Consider the following 19,403-nt stretch of genomic DNA (forward strand, 5'->3'; position numbering starts at 1 on the left):
GAGTAAAACAGTAATTTAGATCACAACTGCACACATTTTTGTTATGATAATGGCCGCTATTATAGCGGCCATTTTTTGTTTTTAAAACGGAAACACACAGTTATGCATTGCCCATTTTGCACCGCCAAAGATACTAAAGTTATTGATTCTCGCCTGGTCGGCGGGGGACACCAAGTACGTAGACGTCGTGAATGTAATGAGTGCCACGAACGGTTTACCACCTTTGAAGGGGCTGAATTAGTCATGCCGCGAGTGATTAAGCAAGATGGCAGTCGTGAACCGTTTAATGAAGATAAGTTACTAAATGGCTTAACTCGCGCTCTTGAAAAACGCCCCGTAAGTACCGAACAAGTTGATGAAGTCGTTAATATAATTAAATCCCAGCTGCGAGCCACCGGCGAGCGTGAAGTGTCTAGCCATTTGGTGGGTGAGTGTATTATGGAAGCGCTGAAAAAATTAGATAAAGTAGCCTATGTAAGATTTGCCTCAGTATATCGCTCGTTTGAAGATATACGTGAGTTTGGTGAAGAAATAGCTCGCTTAGGAGAGTAGTAATGACCATGCAAAGCTCGTTTTCAGAGGATGATAAACGTTATATGGCACGTGCCATTGAGCTGGCAAAAAAAGGGCGCTTTACCACCACTCCTAATCCTAATGTAGGCTGTGTACTCGTAAAAAATAATAAAGTAATAGGTGAAGGGTTTCATCAGTTAGCGGGTCAAGGTCACGCAGAGGTAAACGCACTGACTATGGCTGGCGAAAATGCAAAAGGCGCAACCGCTTATGTAACACTTGAGCCTTGCAGTCATTATGGTCGAACACCGCCATGTGCTGAAGGGCTAAAAGCAGCAGGTGTAAAAAAAGTGGTTGCTGCTATGGTTGACAGCAACCCGCAAGTTGCAGGCAAAGGCCTGAAAATTTTAGCGGATGCTGGTATAGAAGTCGCTTACGGATTACTTGAAGAGCAAGCTCGCGCATTAAACCTTGGGTTTTTTAAGCGCATGGAGCAGGGATTACCCTTTGTAACCTGCAAAATGGCCGCCAGTATTGATGGTAAAACAGCGCTTAAAAATGGCCAAAGTAAATGGATAACTGGGCCCGCTGCGCGCCAAGATGTGCAGCTTTATCGTGCTCAGAGTTGTGCAATTTTAACTGGTGCTGATACAGTCTTGATGGATGATGCAAAACTAAATGTACGCCCAGAAGAACTTCCGCACTCTTTACCGACCAATTTACCACTGCGCCAACCTGTTCGCGTTATTATTGATTCCCAAAACAGACTTACCCCTGAACTTGCCTTATTTTCAATTCAAAGTGAGGTGATAATATTCACCACTCGGGTTGATAAATCGCATCAGTGGCCTCATTTTGTTAAACAGATCGAAGTCCCCGAAAAGAACAATAAAGTAGACTTACAAGCAGCGCTGCAAAAGCTAGCGCAATTACAGTTTAATAATGTGTGGTTAGAAGCGGGTGCCACATTGGCCGGAAAAATGGCTGAACTTGATTTAATTGATGAGTTTGTTTTTTATATTGCCCCTAAGTTAATGGGTAGCGATGCAAGAAGTTTACTGAATTTCCCAGAGTTAATGAGTATGCAAAATACCATTAATTTAACTTTTAATGAGTGTGTGCCAATTGGTGATGATTTACGTATCACAGCACACAAAAAAGCTCATTAATCATTTTATATAAAGAGTAGCACTATGTTTACTGGAATAGTTGAAGCGACAGGTAAAATTGCGTTATTACAAAAAAAACAAGGTGATTTAGCTATTCGTATTCAAAGTAAAAACCTTGATATGAGTGATGTTAAGTTAGGTGACAGTATTGCAACCAACGGTGTATGCCTCACTGTTGTTGATAAGCATATAGATGGCTTTAGTGCTGACTTATCAAATGAAACGATTAGCTTAACGGGGTTTGCACATTACGCTTTAGGGCAAACAGTTAACTTAGAAAAGGCGATGCAACCTGTATCGCGCCTCGGGGGGCATTTAGTGTCTGGTCATGTTGATGGTATTGCCACTATCACAGCAATAAATACCAATGCACGAGCAACCGAATATTGGTTAGCCACCGACGAAAATTTAATGAAATACATTCCTTATAAAGGGTCTGTGTGTATTGATGGTATTAGCTTAACGGTCAATGCAGTTGAAGGTAATAAATTTAAACTAACGATTGTGCCACACACCAGCGGGCAAACGACCATAGCCGATTTTCAAGTCGGTACCAAAGTGAATCTAGAGGTCGACCAAATAGCACGTTATTTAGAGCGCCTTGTAAAGGGAGCTGAGCATCCTACTGGTTCAGATATTTCGATGAGCTTACTCGCTAAAGCGGGCTTTATAAAATAACGATATTGACAACTTATACGAGCAACTTATGAATTTAAACAGCGCACAAGAAATAATAGATGACATTAAAGCCGGTAAAATGGTTATTTTAATGGACGATGAAGACAGAGAAAATGAAGGCGATTTAATTATTGCTGCTGAGCACATAAGTGCAGAAGCAATTAACTTTATGGCGACTCATGGCCGTGGGTTAATTTGTTTAACCATGACCCAAGAGCGTTGCTCGCAACTTGATTTACCGCTGATGGTTAAAAATAACGGTGCTGCATTCTCGACCAACTTTACTATGTCTATTGAAGCATCAAAAGGGGTTACGACGGGGATTTCTGCAGCGGATCGTGCTCGCACTGTTCAAGCTGCAATTGCTAAAGGCGCAGTGCCAAGTGATATTGTACAGCCTGGGCATATTTTCCCTATTATGGCGCAACCTGGCGGCGTATTAACGCGCGCAGGGCACACTGAAGCTGGCTGTGATTTAGCGCGTTTAGCGGGACTTGAGCCGTCATCAGTGATTGTAGAAATTCTAAATGAAGATGGCACCATGGCGCGCCGCCCTGATTTAGAAGTATTTGCTAAGCAACATGATATTAAAATTGGCACCATTGCTGATTTAATCGAATACCGTAACTTAAATGAAACCACTATTGAGCAAGTTGCAAAATGTAAATTGCCAACTGAGCATGGCGAATTTGACTTAGTAACTTACAAAGACACCATTGACGGGCAGCTGCACTATGCATTGCTTAAAGGTGAAATAAAACAACAAGAACCAACGTTAGTGCGAGTGCACTTACAAAGTACCTTTAACGATATTTTACTCTCTGATCGTAATGCTGATCGTAGTTGGGGATTATCGCAAGCAATGGCGTATATAGCTGAGCATAATGGCGCTTTAGTCATCTTAGGTAAGCAAGAAAGCACTGACGAATTAGAAGCGACTGTTAAAGCATTCGCTGCAGCTGATGCTGGCGAGAGTGTAACGCCACGCAAATTCCAAGGTACTTCACGTACCGTAGGTGTAGGCTCGCAAATTTTGGCTGATTTAGGTATCCAAAAAATGCGTTTGATGAGTTTACCGAAAAAATATCATGCATTATCAGGCTTCCATTTAGAAGTTGTTGATTACGTAGAGCCACAATAATTACACGCTAGGCTATTATTTTATTTATGTGGTATAATGCGCAGCAATTTTTGCGCAACCGAAATCGCTTAAACTTATTTTTAGGGTTATCAAATGAAAATTATTGAAGGTAATAAATACGCTCCAGGCAAAAAGTTTGCCATTGTCATTTCCCGTTTCAATGACTTTATTGGTAGTAGCTTGCTTGCAGGTGCTGTTGATGAGCTAAAACGTACTGGTGGAGTATCAGAAGATGATATTACCGTAATTTACGTACCAGGTGCGGTTGAATTACCTTTAGCAGCGAAACGCGTTGCAGCAAAAAAAGAATATGATGCAATTATCGCCTTAGGTGTAGTGATCAGAGGGGGCACGCCTCACTTTGATCTCGTCGCTGGCGAGTCAAATAAAGGGCTTGCACAAGTATCACTTGAGTACGATATCCCGGTTGCATTTGGCGTATTAACCACTGAAAGCATTGAGCAAGCAATTGAGCGCGCAGGTACCAAAATGGGTAACAAAGGCGGCGAAGCTGCTTTAGGTGCGCTTGAAATGGTTAATGTGTTAGATAAAATTTAAGTTTAAGGAATTTTTGTGAAACCAGCAGCAAGACGTAAAGCACGTATCTTAGCACTTCAAGCCGTGTATTCATGGCAATTAAGCGGCAATGCAATTGCCGATATCGAACAACAAATGTTGATCGAAAACGATGTGACTAAAATTGATGTTGAATATTTTAAAGATTTAGCGCGTGGAGTTGCAGTAAACCACAAGCAACTAGACGAAGCTGTATCGCCTCATTTAACTCGTCCATTTGATGAATTAGACGAAGTTGAACGTGCAATCTTACGTTTAAGCAGCTACGAGCTTAAATTTCGTGAAGACGTTCCTTACAAAGTGGCTATCAATGAAAGTATTGAATTAGCTAAAATGTTTGGCGCTGAAGATAGCCATAAATTTGTAAACGGTGTACTTGATAAAGCTGTAAAACAGTTACGCAAGTAATAACAACTTTAGCTGATTTTTATTATCAGATGAGTTGTTATAAATAACCGTTAAAAAGGAGAGCCGGCATAGGCCGGCTTTTTTGTGTATGAAGGAATTTGAATTAATTAATCGTTACTTTAAAGGTCGTGGCATTACTCGTCGCGATGTTAATTTAGGGATTGGAGATGACTGTGCGCTTGTCACAGTTCCAGCGAACTGTCAGCTTGCTGTAACCACAGATACCTTAGTTGCTGGGGTGCATTTTTTTCATGATATCTCCCCTCGCGCATTAGGGCATCGAGCTCTTGCTGTTAATTTAAGTGATTTAGCTGCCATGGGCGCAGAGCCTACCTGGGTATCGGTTGCACTTACGTTACCTAGTATCGATCCACAATGGATTGCTGAGCTGACTGATGGCATGCATGAAATTGCTGAGTACTTTAATGTTCAGATCATTGGTGGTGATACCACTCAAGGTCCACTTAGTATTACTATTTGTGCAAAAGGTACAGTTCCTGAAGGCACAGCATTACGTAGAAGTGGTGCAAAAGTGGGTGATTGGATTTTTGTAACCGGTCCGCTTGGTGATGCTGGGTTGGCGATTGAATCGAAAAAACAAGGCTTATCGATTGCACCTGAACACTTAAAAGATATTAATAAACGTTTAAATTTCCCCACGCCACGTGTAGCTGCTGGGCAAGCGTTACGAGGCTTGGCATCGTCGGCCATTGATATTTCCGATGGGTTACTAGCCGACTTAGGGCATGTGCTAAATTTATCACAAGTTAGTGCCACCATTAATATTGAAAATGTCCCCACCTCAGATGCCATGCAAGCGAGTCTTGATTTTGAGCAGCGACTTCCTTTTGTTCTTAACTATGGCGATGATTACGAGTTACTGTATACCGTTGCTGATAGTAACAAGAGTATGCTAGATATTAAGCTGCGCCAATACGGTGTAGAGGCAAGCTGTATCGGGCAAATAAAAAGTGGTGACGGCAATATAGAGTTATTACACCAAGGTGAGAAGTTTGCTTTTGAACATAAAGGTTTTGAGCACTTTTCCAAGGAGCAGGTTTGAATAAAAACCGATTATTTAATTTAAAACGCCCACATCAATTTTTTGGTTTGGGTTTTGGTACTGGGCTTGCACCAAAAGCACCTGGTACATTTGGCACATTGGCAGCATTACCGTTTATTTTTATTACCATGCATTTTCCGCTATGGTTACAAATTGTATTTGCAGTAGTCATAAGTATCTTTGGTATTTGGGCATGTGGAAAAACAGCCGATGACCTTCAAGTACATGATCATCCCTCAATTGTTTGGGACGAAGTTGCTGGTTACTATATTACTATGATTGGCGCAGCACTTAACTGGCAAACATTACTGGTTGGCTTTTTACTGTTTCGCTTTTTTGATATAGCAAAGCCAGGGCCGATTCGCATACTCGATAAACGTGCCCATGGTGGGTTTGGTATTATGGCCGATGATGTACTTGCAGGTATTTTTTCGCTTATTTGTTTGCAAGCATTGATAAAAGTAGGTTTACTACCCTTTTAATTTATTATTTGTTTAACTAGGTGGCAGCACTATGATGCGATTTTTATTGGTTTGTGTACTTATGCTATGTGCCATGCCAAGTACGGCTTCAATTACTGATTACGTAGTTAAACAATGGAATATCAAAGACGGCTTACCCTCACAATCCCTAAAAAGTGTAGTACAAGATAACCAAGGCTATATGTGGCTTGGCACTCAATTTGGATTAAGCCGTTTTGATGGCAATACCTTCACTAATTATAATACCCAAAATAGTTTATTTTTACCCAGCAATGGTATTAATAAGTTATTGATCGATGGCGAAGGATTATTGTGGGTAGGCACTAAGAATGGCCTTGTGGTTATCGATCCTGAAAAGCTAACCGCACAAGAGTTTAATATTAAAGGCCCTGTAAGAGATATTCTTGAAGATTCTCAAGGCAGTATCTGGATAGCAGCTAATGGGCTCTATTATATAGACAGAGGCCAAATAGAACTCCGCGACCAACTAAATAATCCTAGTCCTATTGTAAACGCCACAGCTATCACCCAAATTGTGGGATCGGTCAGTAAAATGGCGCTTTCACCTGAGGGAATTTGGCTGGTTAACGACCGTAATTTATTACGTTTAACGCAAAGCTCGTCTGACTTTTCTAAATTACGCTTAGAACTAACCGCTAAAGTGGCTTTACCCGATCGTTTAGCGCAAACCATTGTTCACGATCTATCGTTTTTAAATGGTAATTTGTACCTAGCTTCTGAGTTAGGGGCTTACTTTTTAGATTTAGATGACGAGCTACGTCCGTTTCCACTGCCCAATGCTAATAACTCAGCTGTGTATAAGTTTATGAGCGATGGTAATGGCGGCTTGTGGATATCAACCTATGGACGTTTATTGTTCAGGGCTAAATCTAATGATTGGCAGTGGGTTGAACCCAGCCAATTAGATCAGAGCATTTGGTTTGCCGATATATTTAGAGATGATGAAAATAACATATGGCTAGCGAGTTTTAGTGAAGGGTTATGGCTTGCTCACGAAGGGCGAATAGAGCGCCATTCAGCCATTTCTAAAATGACCGAAGCGGTGATGGCGATTAGTAAATCACCTGATGGTAAATTATGGATTGCTAATAAAAGTGGCATTGGTTATTTTGATGCCGATAAAACCTTTATCAATGTTATCAATAGTGCCAAGTATGGAAATGCCTCGGTACATGACCTGCAATTTGATGGCGATCGCCTTTATGTTGCTACTGGCAGAGGCTTGTTTTTCTATGAGTCGAACACCTTATATAGTTTCCCTGCTCGTGCGTTGAGCGATAACCCTGTTTTTGCAATTAGCACTTCAACTAAAGGCGGCTTTTGGGTAGGCACCGGACGGGGGTTATATCGTCTAAATTATAATGGCTTAAACCCTTTTGCGTACAATGCGTTCTTAGGTAGTAAGTTTGTTACTTATGTTCTAGATAAACCAAATTTTGGGGTGATTGGTACCAGTAAAGGCGCGTATTACTTTACTGAACGCGGGATAGAAAAAATAGGTGACCAAACCACCTTAGAAAGTGCGTACGTTACTAGCATTTTACACATTAAAGGCGTAGGTATTTTAATTGGTTCGTTGAATGATGGTTTGTTTTATCGCAGTGGACAAGGGCAATGGCAGCAACTAGACGCCGCCAATGGACTGCCATATGGTTCTATATTCAGCTTAGAATACGATGACACCTCAAAGCGAATTTGGGTAAGCACCATGAAAGGGGTTTACCGTATGCCTGTTGAGCAATTTAAAGCCAACATCGAAAGCCTAAAAGTAGAAGAAGTGATCTCTTCATTTGACCGTCAGCTCGATGGTAAAGCCAGCCAATGCTGTAATGGTTTAGGCCATGATGCCGTAGTTGATATGGATAACTCTATTTGGTATCCCAGTTTGCAAGGCGTTGTAGAAATTCCTAAAGACGTAGAGTTATTTGGATTACGCTCACTTAAACCAACTATAGAAACCTTAACGACGCCATCACGAAAGCTCGCAGCTGCTGCGTTAGGTGAAAAACCAGTTCTTGAGACCGATGAGCGTGATGTGACACTTACCTATACCGCGATTGATTATTACGCTCCGGCAAGTATTGAGTTTAGATATAAACTCAATGGACTTGATAACGATTGGCGCTATGCAAATACCCGCAGAGAAGCAATTTATACAAATTTACCCGCCGGTATGTTTTTATTTGAATTAGAAACTAAACGCCAAGGTGAGGATTGGGGTAAAGCGCAATCAGCAGAATATGCGTTTGTGGTACCGGAACGTTTTGGTGAAACTATCTACTTTAGGTTACTGATCACCAGTGGTTTCGTACTGCTGTTTTATTTAGTGTTTTGGGTCTTTAAAGTTCAAGAGCGACGCAAGCAACAGGTACTCGAAGGGCTTATTACTGAACGAACCCTAGAGCTTCGCCAAGCGAATGATAAATTAAACCAAGTAAATTCTCAGCTTAAACTTGTTAGTCACTCTGATGAGCTAACTGGGCTGAGAAGTCGTCGTTTCTTGTTTGATCAACTACCAAAAGATATTGAGCATTTTCAGCGGAACTCGCAGTCATTGCAGGCTCAAGGTAAATCTTTGGTGTTGTTAATTATTAATCTAGATAACTTTAGCCGCATTAACGATGCTTATGGTCCTATTGCTGGAGATAGTTGTTTACAACAAGTAGCGGCGTTACTTAACTCGCGTACTCAAGGTTCTGATTATGTTGCCCGTTGGAGTGGTGATGAGTTTTTACTGTTGTTGCGCGATTTTAAGTGTAATTTAATCGACAGCTATGTATCTGAATTATGCCAAGCTATTGCCGATTATACTTTCCAGCTTCCTAACGGTGAAACAACCAATATAACAGCGTCAGTGGGTTGGTCTTTCTATCCGCTACCCCTGTTAGGTGGGCAAGTTATTAGCTGGGAAACATCGATTAATTTAGCTGACATCGCGTTACATCAAGTTAAAAAACGCGGCGGCGATGGCGTCGCTAATATTACTTTTGACGAGCAATTAGACGCATTTGAGTTTGAGCAAAACCCCAATGTTGAACAGCAAATTGGTTTGTTACAAAGTAATGGCTTAGCCGATATTAAGGTATGGATGCGCTAGAGATTATAAGTGAGCAATAAAAAAGGAGCCAAAGGCTCCTTTTTTATTAAACACTATAAGTATTAGCTCATAAATGCTTTAATTGAAGTTAATATACCTTGTCCACCTAACCCCATTTCATCATGCATTTGCTGTTGTGTACCGTGTTTAATAAATTCATCCGGTATACCTAAGTTAAGTATTTTTACAGCCGCTTTTTGGGTAGCTAAATACTCATTAACCGCCGAACCTGCACCACCAGAAATTGCATTATCTTCAAGTGTTACAATGATATCGTGGTTAGCGACAAGTTCATCAATTAACCCGGTATCAAGTGGTTTGATAAATCGCATATTAACTAAAGTGGCATTGAGCTCATCAGTGGCTAATTGGGCGTTTTCAAGCAAGGTACCAAATGACAATATAGCTACTTTAGCACCTTGTTTAATTACGTTAGCTTTACCAATTTCGAGCTGTTGCATAGCGCTTTGAATTTCTGCTGTGCCCGCACTGCCACGCGGGTAGCGCACAGCGACTGGGCAATTGGCTTGATAGCCAGTGTATAGCATTTGACGGCATTCGTTAGTATCGCTAGGTGCCATAATAACCATGTTAGGAATACAGCGCATAAAGCTTAGGTCATAGGCGCCTTGGTGAGTTTCACCATCGGCTCCGACAATACCTGCGCGGTCAATAGCAAATAATACCGGTAGGTTTTGCAATGCAACGTCGTGAATTAATTGGTCATACGCACGTTGTAAAAAGCTAGAGTAGATAGCCACAACGGGTTTTAACCCTTCACAAGCAAAACCTGCAGCAAGGGTTACAGCGTGTTGCTCAGCAATTGCCACATCAAAATATTGTTCAGGGTGTTCTTTAGAAAAACGCACCATCCCCGAACCTTCACGCATCGCAGGGGTAATTGCCATCAATTTGCTGTCTTGCTCTGCCATATCGCAAAGCCAATCACCAAATACATTTGAGAAAGTGGCCGCACTTGGCTTAGATTTTGGTAAACTTGAAGTTGCAGGATCAAATTTTGGTACACCATGATAACCAATCGGATCGGCTTCTGCGGGCTTGTAACCTTTGCCTTTTTGGGTTTTTATATGTAAAAGTTGTGGGCCTTTTAAGTTACGCATGTTACGCAGCGTATCAACCAGCATGTTCACATCATGGCCATCAATTGGACCAATGTAATTTAGGCCTAATTCTTCAAAAAAAGTACCCGGGATCATCATCCCTTTAATGTGTTCTTCCATACGGCTGGCAAGTTCTTTTACCGGCGGTACACCAGAAAGAAGCTTTTTACTGCCTTCGCGGATGTTGGTATAAAAGCTACCTGATAAAATACGCGCAAAATGATTGGTTAACGCGCCGACGTTTTCAGAAATCGACATTTCGTTATCGTTCAAAATAATCAACATATCTGATTTAACATCACCTAAGTGGTTCATCGCCTCAAAGGCCATACCTGCGGTAATTGCGCCATCGCCTATCACCGCCACGGTTTTACGACCTTTGCCTTCTTTTTGCGCAGCAATAGACATACCCAGCGCCGCTGAAATAGAGGTACTTGAATGGCCAACACTAAACGTATCGTATTCACTTTCGTCTCTAAATGGAAATGGGTGCAATCCATCTTTTTGACGAATGGTGTGCATTTGGTCACGACGTCCCGTCAGTATTTTATGTGGGTAGGCTTGATGACCTACATCCCAAACTAAACGGTCGTCGGGAGTGTTGTACACATAATGTAATGCAACGGTAAGTTCTACGGTTCCTAAACCAGACGCTAAATGGCCGCTACTTTGCGATACTGAATTGAGTAAGTAATCACGCAATTCATGGCTAAATGCAGGAAGCTTATCTTGTGCTAAGTCTCGCAAGTGGGCTGGTTCGTTCACCAAATTAAGTAATGGATACTTGCTGCTATCAAGTGTCATGGTTTTTTATATATCCTTCGCTAATATTAACTTCCCTCAAAAAAGCTAAGTTTAAGAGGCGACTTAATATTTAGTAATAATTTTGTTCTAAGAGTTAATACGTTTTAGCCATGTTTAATGGTCACGTTCAATTAAATAGTTTGCCAGTGCCGCTAAGTCGCTTGTGTCTGCGTCAATATTGGCTAACGCCTCATGGGCTTGCTGTATCAAATTTAGTGCTTTTTGCTTAGCACCTAGCATACCTAATAAAGCGGGATATGTCGCTTTATTCGCAGCAATATCTGACCCTTGAGGCTTACCTAAAGTCAGTGTGTCGCCCTCAACATCTAAAATATCGTCATGAACCTGAAAGGCCAGTCCGATAGCATACCCAAAAGTAGATAAGTTATCTAAAGTGTGTTGGCTAATATTAGGGGCACAAAGTGCGCCCAAAGTAATCGCACAATTTATTAATGCGCCTGTTTTAAGTTTATGAATACGTTCTAATTCATCAACCGTAATAACTTTATCTGTTGCTGCAATATCGCGGCCTTGTCCGGCAACCATTCCTTGCAAGCCTGAAGCATGTGCTAATTCTGCAATCATTTTTAACTGAGCTTCTGTTGAGCATTTAAATGTGTGCTTAGCAATAAGCTCAAACGCTAAGGTTTGCAGTGCGTCACCTGCTAAAATAGCTTGTGCTTCACCATAGACAATATGACATGTAGGACGGCCACGACGTAAATCATCGTCATCCATAGCGGGTAAATCGTCATGCACTAATGAATAACTATGAATGCATTCTATCGCTGCTGCCAGCACATCTAAATCACGTTTTTCAGCACCGAGCATTTTGCCTGTGGTATAAACCAAAAAAGGGCGTAATCTCTTCCCGCCATTCATTAGACTATAATGTGTGGCTTCTTTTATAGTGTTGTCGCTTTCAAGAGGTTGTTCGAAATAAAGGTTGAGTGTATTGGCTACATCATCTTGAGCGAGCTTTATTTGTTCTTTTATGCTCACAATTATTCCAAATCGTTATCAAATTGAGTAAGCGGTGCTTTTTCGTCATTACCCATTAATATCGACACCTTTTGCTCGGCTTGTTGAAGTTTACCGGAAGACGCACTGGCTAATGCAATGCCGCGCTCAAATTGCTTTAAAGACTGTTCAAGCGATAAATCACCTTGTTCCATTTCACTGACAATTGTTGTTAATTCTTCTAGTGCTTGTTCGAAACTTAAATTTTCAGGTTTTTTAGTCGCCATCTTTATTTTCAACTTACATAATAAATTTAGACGCCAATTTTAGGGGGAATGCTAAACTAGGTCAAAGAATGTTATGTTTTTTTGATAGATAAATGCTGTTAATTGGGTTTTACTGCGCTTCAGCGTTATTTTTTAAATTATAAATTCTGATTAGTTAGATTGATTCCCTATGTTGATCTAAAATAGGACTAATCGTAATTTTATCGTTTATCATAAAAATCACTTAAGTATTTCAGTATCTTGCCGATATACATTTAATAACAACGCTTGCGAAGAAAAAATATAAAACCTTTGGAGGGAATGTGGATTTAGCAACCATTATTGGGATCCTTGGCGCAATTGGCTTAATTGTCATGTCCATGTTTATGAGTAGTAGCGGTGAAGTCGGTATGTTTTACAATACCCCTTCAGTGGTTATTGTATTTGGTGGCTCCCTTTTTATCGTTTTATCCAATTTTACTATGTCGCAATTTTTAGGCATTGGTAAGGTTTGTGCTAAAGCGTTTATGTTTAAAATTGAACCCCCTGAAGCGTTAATTGAAAAGGCGGTTGAGCTAGCAGATTCTGCCCGAAAAGGCGGGTTTCTAGCATTGGAAGAGGCTGAAATTCCAAATCCATTTATGCGCAAAGGCGTTGATATGCTCGTGGATGGACATGATGCGGATGTAGTGCGTGCAACATTACAAAAAGATATTTCCCTGACGACGACTCGTCATGAAATGGGCGCAAGCTTATTTAAGTCGCTAGGTGATATTGCTCCCGCAATGGGGATGATTGGTACATTAATCGGCTTGGTGGCTATGTTATCAAATATGGATGATCCAAAAGCAATCGGCCCAGCCATGGCGGTAGCCTTGTTAACAACGTTGTATGGGGCATTTTTGGCGAATGTTGTCGCCATTCCTATTCAGGTCAAACTTGAATTGCGTAAAGATGAAGAAGCAATGAACCAGCGACTTATTTTGGATGCGGTATTAGGCATCCAAGATGGCCAAAATCCTAAAGTAATTGAAGGGATCTTGAAAAATTATTTGGCTGAGTCTAAACGCGCGGTAAACACTGAGGAATAGTTATGTCTGATGAAGAGTGTAAATGCCCACCCCCAGGGTTACCTGCATGGATGGGGACATTTGCCGATTTAATGTCGCTATTAATGTGCTTTTTTGTACTCTTACTCGCGTTTTCTGAAATGGATGTGCTTAAATTTAAGCAAATTGCAGGTTCTATGAAGTTTGCTTTTGGTGTACAAAATAAAATTGAAGTTAAAGATATTCCAAAAGGCACCTCAGTTATTGCGATGGAGTTTACTCCAGGTAAACCTGAGCCAACCCCCATTGAAACTATTCAGCAACAAACAGTTGAAATGACTCAGCAAATGCTAGAGTTTCAGGCGGGCGATGAAAGCTCAGCTGGCGGACGGCAAGAACAACGCGGCGAAAAACGAGGTGGTGAGTCTAGCAGCACCTCTGAGGAAGTTGCTTCAGCGCCTTCAGTTTCTGCTGCCGATCAAGAGCAAATAAATGACTTAGTTAAAAAAATTGCACAACAGCTTGAAAAGCAAATTATTGATGGAGCTATTGAGCTTGAGTCATTAGGTCAGCAAATCATTATTCGTATTAGAGAAAATGGTTCGTTTCCATCGGGCAGTGCGTTTTTACAACCCCAGTTTAAACCTATCATTCAGGATATTGGCCGGTTATTAAAAGATGTGCCAGGTGAAATCACCGTCTCCGGTCACACTGATGACTTTCAAGTTTCTAATGAACTTTATATTAATAACTGGGATTTATCCTCTAAACGAGCTGTTGCGGTAGCAAGTGAACTGCAAAAAGTTGCTGGTTTTGATAAGACCCGAATGATGGTCGTTGGGCGTGCAGAAACCAGACCTTTAGTGCCGAATGATTCCCGAGAAGATCGAAGACGTAACCGCCGGGTAGAAATATCAATTTTACAAGGCAAGGCGAAAGAATCAGATCCTATTGATATTAGATAGAATTTATTGGTTTTGTCCCCTTTTTTAGCATAGAATGCATTTCTCTTAACAGATGTAATTAAAAGTGGAGTGAGCATGTTAAATAAATTTTGTAGTATGCCTGGTAATGGCGATGGTACAGACGAAGATAAAAAAGTTAAGTAAGGTTTTTTAGTTTGCCTGAATGGTTTTTGTACTTCGTCAGTATATTAAGTAAAAGCTGGGTTCTTATTCTGACCCCAGCTATTTTGTTGTTTTTTATCCTTAAGGATTATTTAGCCTTAAGGTTTGCTGCTATTACCGCTGCTTTTTTCTTATTTGGTACTATAACTTACTCAAGTTTAATGGCGTTTGATGATGGTATTTATGTATACCGTTATCTTGTATGGGCATTAACAGATATTACTTGGATGGCACTGATTGCTTATTTGGGTTTGAAAGATAAAGTGCATTTGTGGCAATGTGTACTTGGCCAACTTGTGGTTATTGCTGCCCCTATTCTGCAATTATTTCGTTTAGTAGATCGCCACCTTTGGGATTTGTCGTATAGTACTGTTATGTATCAAACGTTTATGCCCTTAATAAATATCGCTACTGTTGTTATATGTTATCTACCGCTTTTATATATTTTTGTTAATAAGCGAAATAAAGCTTTAAGCTTATAACGACAAAAATACCCCTCGTTTAAAATGATATGCTAGACTACTGTTTATATAAACAGTGTTAGAGCTAGATTATGAAACTTTATATTGCTGAAAAACCCTCTTTGGGTCGCGCTATTGCAGACGCACTTCCTAAACCGCATAAAAAGCATGATGGTTATATTGAAGTGGCAAATGGTGATTGCGTATCTTGGTGCATAGGTCATTTGCTCGAGCAAGCAGAACCCGATGACTATGATGAGCGTTTTAAAAAGTGGCAGTTTGAACATTTACCTATTGTGCCTGAGCATTGGCAACTTAAAGCAAAGCCTAAAACTCGTAAACAACTCACTATTTTAAAAAAGCTAATCAAACAAGCAACAATACTTGTACATGCTGGCGATCCTGACCGTGAAGGCCAGTTATTAGTTGATGAAGTTATAGAACAAGCAAAAATCAACCAAGCAAAAAAACAAAATATTCAGCGTTTATTGATCAGTGACTTAAACTTAACGGCAGTTAAAAAGTCACTAAATAGTATGCGTGCTAACCGTGACTTTATTCCTTTGAGCGTTTCTGCTCTGGCGCGGTCTCGTGCTGATTGGTTGTTTGGCATGAACTTGACGCGTGCATACACATTAGCGGGGCAAAAAGCGGGATTTGGTAATGTATTGTCGGTTGGGCGAGTGCAAACACCCATTTTGGGCCTAGTAGTTAATCGCGATAACGAGATAGCAAATTTTGTATCAAAACCATTTTATGAAGTACTTACTCACCTTGATACACCTAAGGAGCAATCATTTACTGCTAAGTGGATACCAAGTAAAGCGTGTGAACCTTATCAAGATGAAGAGGGCAGAGTGCTTAACAAAGCTTTAGCTGAAAATGTAACTTCACGTATCGCTAATCAACCAGCAAGCGTAACCGCTCTTGAGCAAAAGCAAAAAAAACAAACAGCGCCGCTTCCCTATAATTTGTCTGCTTTACAAATAGATGCCGCTAAAGCGTTCGGAATGCCAGCGCAAAAAGTGCTCGATACTTGCCAGGTTTTATATGAACGTCATAAGTTAATTACTTACCCACGCTCAGATAATCGTTATTTACCAAAAGATCATCACCAAGATGCAGCTGCGATACTAAAAGCGATTGCAGTAAATGGAGGCCAAAAAGCAGAATTTGTTAATGGAGCAGATGCAAAAAAACGAAGTAAATGTTTTAACGATACAAAAGTAGCAGCTCATCACGCGATTGTACCAACAGCTAAACAGTTAAAAACTGTGAGTTTAGCAAGTGATGAAGAAAAAATTTATCAGTTAATAAGTCGACACTATTTAATTCAGTTTTATCCCGATTACATTTATAACGAAACCAAGGTAGAGGTAACTATAGCGGGTGGTTTATTCAAAGCTAATGCAAAACAAGATGTAGACTTGGGTTTTAAATTGCTTATGGGTAAGTCAGAACTTAAAGAAGAAGCAACGTTGCCTTATTTGGAAAAAGGCATGGTACTTACCTGTACTAAAGGTGAGGTGGTGCAGAAGCATACAACTCCTCCTGCTCATTTTACCGATGCAACCTTACTTGCTGCTATGACGGGAATTAGCCGTTATGTAAAAGACTCGCAAATCAAAAAAATATTAAAAGAGACAGATGGCCTTGGTACTGAAGCCACTCGCGCAGGTATCATTGAACTATTATTTAAACGTCGCTTTTTAAAACGTGAAGGAAAAGCAATTAAAGCAACTGAAACAGGTCTGGCACTAATTAGTGTATTACCTGAGGGGTTATCAAGCCCCGATTTAACTGCAAAATGGGAGTCGAGTTTAGGAGATATCGCTCAGCAAGCAATGAGTTATCAGCAATTTATACAGCCTTTGCTAGCTGATTTAACTAATTTTGTAAGCCAAGCAACTAACTGCGATAGTAATGTATTTGCACATTTGCCAAAAACATCGCCTAAGAAGCGTTTTGCTAAACGTACAAAGAAAGCGCCGTATAAAAAGTCGAGTTACAAAAAAAGCCCTGCGGTAAATTAAACTCAGGGCTTGAAAATAACCTTGAAGATTATTGATTGAATAATGCCGCAGCGGCATTGCTCATTGCAGTTATTCCTGTTTGAAGCGCTACTTTATAATCGGGAGCAAATTTACTTGAATGTAATGAAGGGAGTGTTTCGTTATTTTTCATCGCATTTGTATATTGCTGTTGGTTAACTCCGCCTAACCAAAATAAAGTAATGGGGATGTTTTCATCTGTTCTACCATATAGTCCAAAGTCTTCACCAGCCATAACAGCTTTAGTTTCAAGTACATTTTTTACACCAATTGCATCAGCAATGGCACTCCTAACTATATTTGTTTGCTCCGGATTATTGTAAGTAGATGGAATCGATTCACTTTCATGAACATACACTTCTGGGTAGAGCGCTTTTTCTAGACCTGCACTTTGTGCAATACCTGCAGTAATACGTTTAATCGCAGCAATTTGCGCGTTTCTAACTTCCGGGTTATAGCTACGCAGAGTAAGTTGTAGCTTTACTTCATCAGAAATTACATTGTGTTTTGAGCCGCCATGGATAGATCCAACAGTGATCACTGATGGTTCAAGAGGAGATAACTCCCGACTCGTAATTGTTTGTAATGCTAAAATGGTGCGAGCAGCAATAATAACAGGGTCAACAGTCGTATGTGGATAGGCTCCATGGCCTCCTTTACCTTTTATGGAAATATCAACTGAGTCGACGCTTGCCATAGTGTACTCATTTTTCAGAGCAACTTTTCCTGCCGGTACGCTGGCACTAACATGTAAAGCAATAATATGATCAGGTTTTGCGTATTTACTAAATAACCCTTCACTTAGCATTGCTTTTGCACCACCCCCAACTTCTTCAGCTGGTTGCGCAACCATCATTAAAGTACCTTGCCACGACTGTTTATTTTTAATTAGTTGTTGCGCGGTGCCTATAAATGAACTCATATGAATATCATGACCACAACCATGCATAACACCGACTTTGCTACCTTGTTCATTTACTGTGGTAACAGTTGATGCGTATGCTTTTCCTGTTTGTTCTGTGATTGGTAAGCCATCAGTATCAGTTCGAATCATAACGGTGGGGCCTTGGCCATTTCTATATATACCTACAACGCCATAACCGCCAACGCTATTGGTTACATCAAACCCAAGCTTTTGAAGCTGCGAAGCTATTTTTTTACCTGTTTGTTGCTCATGATAAGACAGTTCAGGTGACTGGTGTAAATCTAGATAAAGCTTTTCTATTGCTGGCATACTTTTATTAAGATCCAACTTGAGTGTTTGCGCACTTAATAATGGGCTAACTAATAAACACAGTGCACTCGCATATACTAATTTCATATTTCCCTCGCTACCTTATAATGTATTTAAATGATTTAAATATATGGCTTGTAATTATTATCTTCATCACCATATAAAAACCTAAATAGATGAACATGGCAATAACTCAATGAGCAATAAAGTTAATCTTAACGCACAAAACCTTCAGCAAGTATTAGGTGAAACATCACAACAAAAGTTAGTACTACTGAACTTTTTTTCGCCACAAAGCCCAGAATGTATTAGCCAAGCAGCTATTTTAGATAAGCTAGCCGCCGAATATAATAACTATATAGTTGTTGCAAACTTAGATTGTGATGCAGAGCAAGCTTTGGCCTCGCAACTTGCCCAGCAAGTCGGTTTACAAACTTTGCCTACCTTAGTGTTATTAAAAGACTCAGCTCCAGTTGATGTATTAGCGGGTGCACAAACAGAAAGCCAAGTACGTGATGCCCTATCTAAACACTTACCTGCACAACAAGACCTTTTATTAGAGCAAGCCAAGCAAGCACTGGTTAATAGTGATTTAAATGCCGCGTTTAATTATGCTAAGCAAGCGTATGAATTAGATAGTAGTAATGCGAGAATTAAATTAGTGCTTGCAGATATATGTATACAGATTCACAAACTCGATGAAGCCGCAGCATTAATAGAAACAATAGACGCACAAGATCAAGATGCATACTTTAATAACATTAAAGCTAAATGTGAGGCTGCACTAGAGGCAACTGATTCACCTGAAATAAAAGCATTGCAAGAAAGGGTAGCCAAGCATCCTAATGAGCTTGAATTACAAATGGAGCTAAGTAACCTACTCAATGAAGCAGGAAGGAAAGAAGAAGCATTAGAAGCACTCTTTACTATTCTTAAGAAAGATCTGAATTTTGATGAGGCTAAGCCAAACTTCTTGGCTGTTATTGCGTCTTTACCAGATGGCGATGCGCTAGCTGCTAAATATCGTCGCAAGCTTTATAGCATTTTGTATTAACGATTAAGATAAACTCTCTATAAAAAGCACCTATGTTAAGGTGCTTTTTTGTTTCTGCGTTAGGATAGTAGGGTAAAAGCAAGGTTATCCACAGGGTTTTGTGAGTATCTTGTGTGCCTAGGTGGGGT

General features: G+C 40.3%; 18 protein-coding genes. 14 read left to right on the top strand and 4 right to left on the bottom strand.

Going from position 1 to position 19,403, the window contains the following annotated elements; translation table 11 throughout:
• Nucleotides 1-102: 102 nt before the first annotated feature.
• The 9 genes from nrdR to PUND_RS03380 all read left to right on the top strand — a co-directional run bounded on the left by nrdR (nucleotide 103) and on the right by PUND_RS03380 (nucleotide 9,148).
• The gene (gene nrdR / locus PUND_RS03340; RefSeq protein ID WP_010390928.1) at nucleotides 103-552 is read left to right on the top strand and encodes a transcriptional regulator NrdR; all 450 of its coding nucleotides are present in this window, start codon (nucleotides 103-105) and stop codon (nucleotides 550-552) included.
• 2 nt (nucleotides 553-554) lie between these two features.
• Entirely contained in the window at nucleotides 555-1,682 is a 1,128-nt protein-coding gene (gene ribD, locus PUND_RS03345) for a bifunctional diaminohydroxyphosphoribosylaminopyrimidine deaminase/5-amino-6-(5-phosphoribosylamino)uracil reductase RibD (protein WP_010390930.1), read from the top strand.
• Nucleotides 1,683-1,706: 24 nt separating this feature from the next.
• Nucleotides 1,707-2,360 (top strand): riboflavin synthase, encoded by a 654-nt coding sequence (locus tag PUND_RS03350; RefSeq protein WP_010390931.1) that lies wholly within the window; start codon nucleotides 1,707-1,709, stop codon nucleotides 2,358-2,360.
• 28 nt (nucleotides 2,361-2,388) lie between these two features.
• Complete coding sequence (gene ribBA, locus PUND_RS03355; RefSeq protein WP_010390933.1) at nucleotides 2,389-3,501, top strand: bifunctional 3,4-dihydroxy-2-butanone-4-phosphate synthase/GTP cyclohydrolase II; 1,113 nt, start codon at nucleotides 2,389-2,391, stop codon at nucleotides 3,499-3,501.
• A gap of 93 nt (nucleotides 3,502-3,594) precedes the next feature.
• Nucleotides 3,595-4,059, top strand: a complete 465-nt coding sequence (ribH, locus tag PUND_RS03360) for a 6,7-dimethyl-8-ribityllumazine synthase (protein ID WP_008110216.1) — start codon at nucleotides 3,595-3,597, stop codon at nucleotides 4,057-4,059.
• A gap of 15 nt (nucleotides 4,060-4,074) precedes the next feature.
• Entirely contained in the window at nucleotides 4,075-4,485 is a 411-nt protein-coding gene (nusB, locus tag PUND_RS03365; protein WP_010390936.1) for a transcription antitermination factor NusB, read from the top strand.
• 88 nt (nucleotides 4,486-4,573) lie between these two features.
• On the top strand, nucleotides 4,574-5,548 hold the full coding sequence (gene thiL, locus PUND_RS03370) for a thiamine-phosphate kinase (RefSeq protein ID WP_010390938.1): 975 nt from the start codon (nucleotides 4,574-4,576) through the stop codon (nucleotides 5,546-5,548).
• Nucleotides 5,545-6,030, top strand: coding sequence for a phosphatidylglycerophosphatase A family protein (locus PUND_RS03375; RefSeq protein WP_010390940.1), 486 nt, complete (start codon nucleotides 5,545-5,547; stop codon nucleotides 6,028-6,030). The genes thiL and PUND_RS03375 overlap by 4 nt, the downstream gene beginning before the upstream one ends.
• Nucleotides 6,031-6,061: 31 nt before the next feature.
• On the top strand, nucleotides 6,062-9,148 hold the full coding sequence (locus PUND_RS03380; protein ID WP_010390942.1) for a ligand-binding sensor domain-containing diguanylate cyclase: 3,087 nt from the start codon (nucleotides 6,062-6,064) through the stop codon (nucleotides 9,146-9,148).
• Between the two features lie 62 nt (nucleotides 9,149-9,210).
• On the opposite strand, the gene dxs is transcribed toward PUND_RS03380, so the two are convergent.
• The 3 genes from dxs to xseB form a co-directional block, all read right to left on the bottom strand.
• Nucleotides 9,211-11,073, bottom strand: coding sequence for a 1-deoxy-D-xylulose-5-phosphate synthase (gene dxs, locus PUND_RS03385; protein ID WP_010390943.1), 1,863 nt, complete (start codon nucleotides 11,071-11,073; stop codon nucleotides 9,211-9,213).
• 114 nt (nucleotides 11,074-11,187) lie between these two features.
• Entirely contained in the window at nucleotides 11,188-12,075 is an 888-nt protein-coding gene (gene ispA / locus PUND_RS03390) for a (2E,6E)-farnesyl diphosphate synthase (protein WP_010390945.1), read from the bottom strand.
• A 2-nt stretch (nucleotides 12,076-12,077) separates the two neighbouring features.
• A complete protein-coding gene (gene xseB / locus PUND_RS03395) occupies nucleotides 12,078-12,320 on the bottom strand; it encodes an exodeoxyribonuclease VII small subunit (protein ID WP_010390946.1) in 243 nt (80 codons plus the stop codon).
• Between the two features lie 302 nt (nucleotides 12,321-12,622).
• On the opposite strand from xseB, the gene pomA reads away from it, so the two are divergent.
• The 4 genes from pomA (at nucleotide 12,623) to PUND_RS03415 (ending at nucleotide 16,969) form a co-directional block, all read left to right on the top strand.
• Entirely contained in the window at nucleotides 12,623-13,390 is a 768-nt protein-coding gene (pomA, locus tag PUND_RS03400; protein ID WP_010390948.1) for a flagellar motor protein PomA, read from the top strand.
• Nucleotides 13,391-13,392: 2 nt separating this feature from the next.
• Nucleotides 13,393-14,313 (top strand): flagellar motor protein MotB, encoded by a 921-nt coding sequence (locus PUND_RS03405; RefSeq protein WP_010390949.1) that lies wholly within the window; start codon nucleotides 13,393-13,395, stop codon nucleotides 14,311-14,313.
• Between the two features lie 155 nt (nucleotides 14,314-14,468).
• Nucleotides 14,469-14,957, top strand: coding sequence for a hypothetical protein (locus tag PUND_RS03410; protein WP_010390951.1), 489 nt, complete (start codon nucleotides 14,469-14,471; stop codon nucleotides 14,955-14,957).
• Between the two features lie 71 nt (nucleotides 14,958-15,028).
• The gene (locus PUND_RS03415) at nucleotides 15,029-16,969 is read left to right on the top strand and encodes a DNA topoisomerase III (RefSeq protein ID WP_010390952.1); all 1,941 of its coding nucleotides are present in this window, start codon (nucleotides 15,029-15,031) and stop codon (nucleotides 16,967-16,969) included.
• A gap of 28 nt (nucleotides 16,970-16,997) precedes the next feature.
• On the opposite strand, the gene PUND_RS03420 is transcribed toward PUND_RS03415, so the two are convergent.
• Nucleotides 16,998-18,308: a M20 metallopeptidase family protein gene (locus tag PUND_RS03420; RefSeq protein WP_010390953.1), complete on the bottom strand. Its 1,311-nt coding sequence runs from the start codon at nucleotides 18,306-18,308 to the stop codon at nucleotides 16,998-17,000.
• Between the two features lie 109 nt (nucleotides 18,309-18,417).
• On the opposite strand from PUND_RS03420, the gene PUND_RS03425 reads away from it, so the two are divergent.
• Nucleotides 18,418-19,275 (top strand): tetratricopeptide repeat protein, encoded by an 858-nt coding sequence (locus PUND_RS03425; protein WP_010390954.1) that lies wholly within the window; start codon nucleotides 18,418-18,420, stop codon nucleotides 19,273-19,275.
• Nucleotides 19,276-19,403: the final 128 nt, after the last annotated feature.

The sequence above is a fragment of the Pseudoalteromonas undina genome (assembly GCF_000238275.3).
In the GTDB taxonomy this organism is placed as follows: Bacteria; Pseudomonadota; Gammaproteobacteria; order Enterobacterales; family Alteromonadaceae; genus Pseudoalteromonas; species Pseudoalteromonas undina.

Coding starts and splice junctions, on each gene's coding strand:
- ribBA (WP_010390933.1), top strand. CDS start 2,389: ATGAATTTAAACAGCGCACAAGAAATAATAGATGACATTAAAGCCGGT.
- PUND_RS03380 (WP_010390942.1), top strand. CDS start 6,062: ATGATGCGATTTTTATTGGTTTGTGTACTTATGCTATGTGCCATGCCA.
- PUND_RS03405 (WP_010390949.1), top strand. CDS start 13,393: ATGTCTGATGAAGAGTGTAAATGCCCACCCCCAGGGTTACCTGCATGG.
- nrdR (WP_010390928.1), top strand. CDS start 103: ATGCATTGCCCATTTTGCACCGCCAAAGATACTAAAGTTATTGATTCT.
- thiL (WP_010390938.1), top strand. CDS start 4,574: ATGAAGGAATTTGAATTAATTAATCGTTACTTTAAAGGTCGTGGCATT.
- PUND_RS03425 (WP_010390954.1), top strand. CDS start 18,418: ATGAGCAATAAAGTTAATCTTAACGCACAAAACCTTCAGCAAGTATTA.
- PUND_RS03415 (WP_010390952.1), top strand. CDS start 15,029: ATGAAACTTTATATTGCTGAAAAACCCTCTTTGGGTCGCGCTATTGCA.
- xseB (WP_010390946.1), bottom strand. CDS start 12,320: ATGGCGACTAAAAAACCTGAAAATTTAAGTTTCGAACAAGCACTAGAA.
- ribD (WP_010390930.1), top strand. CDS start 555: ATGACCATGCAAAGCTCGTTTTCAGAGGATGATAAACGTTATATGGCA.
- PUND_RS03420 (WP_010390953.1), bottom strand. CDS start 18,308: ATGAAATTAGTATATGCGAGTGCACTGTGTTTATTAGTTAGCCCATTA.
- ribH (WP_008110216.1), top strand. CDS start 3,595: ATGAAAATTATTGAAGGTAATAAATACGCTCCAGGCAAAAAGTTTGCC.
- dxs (WP_010390943.1), bottom strand. CDS start 11,073: ATGACACTTGATAGCAGCAAGTATCCATTACTTAATTTGGTGAACGAA.
- PUND_RS03350 (WP_010390931.1), top strand. CDS start 1,707: ATGTTTACTGGAATAGTTGAAGCGACAGGTAAAATTGCGTTATTACAA.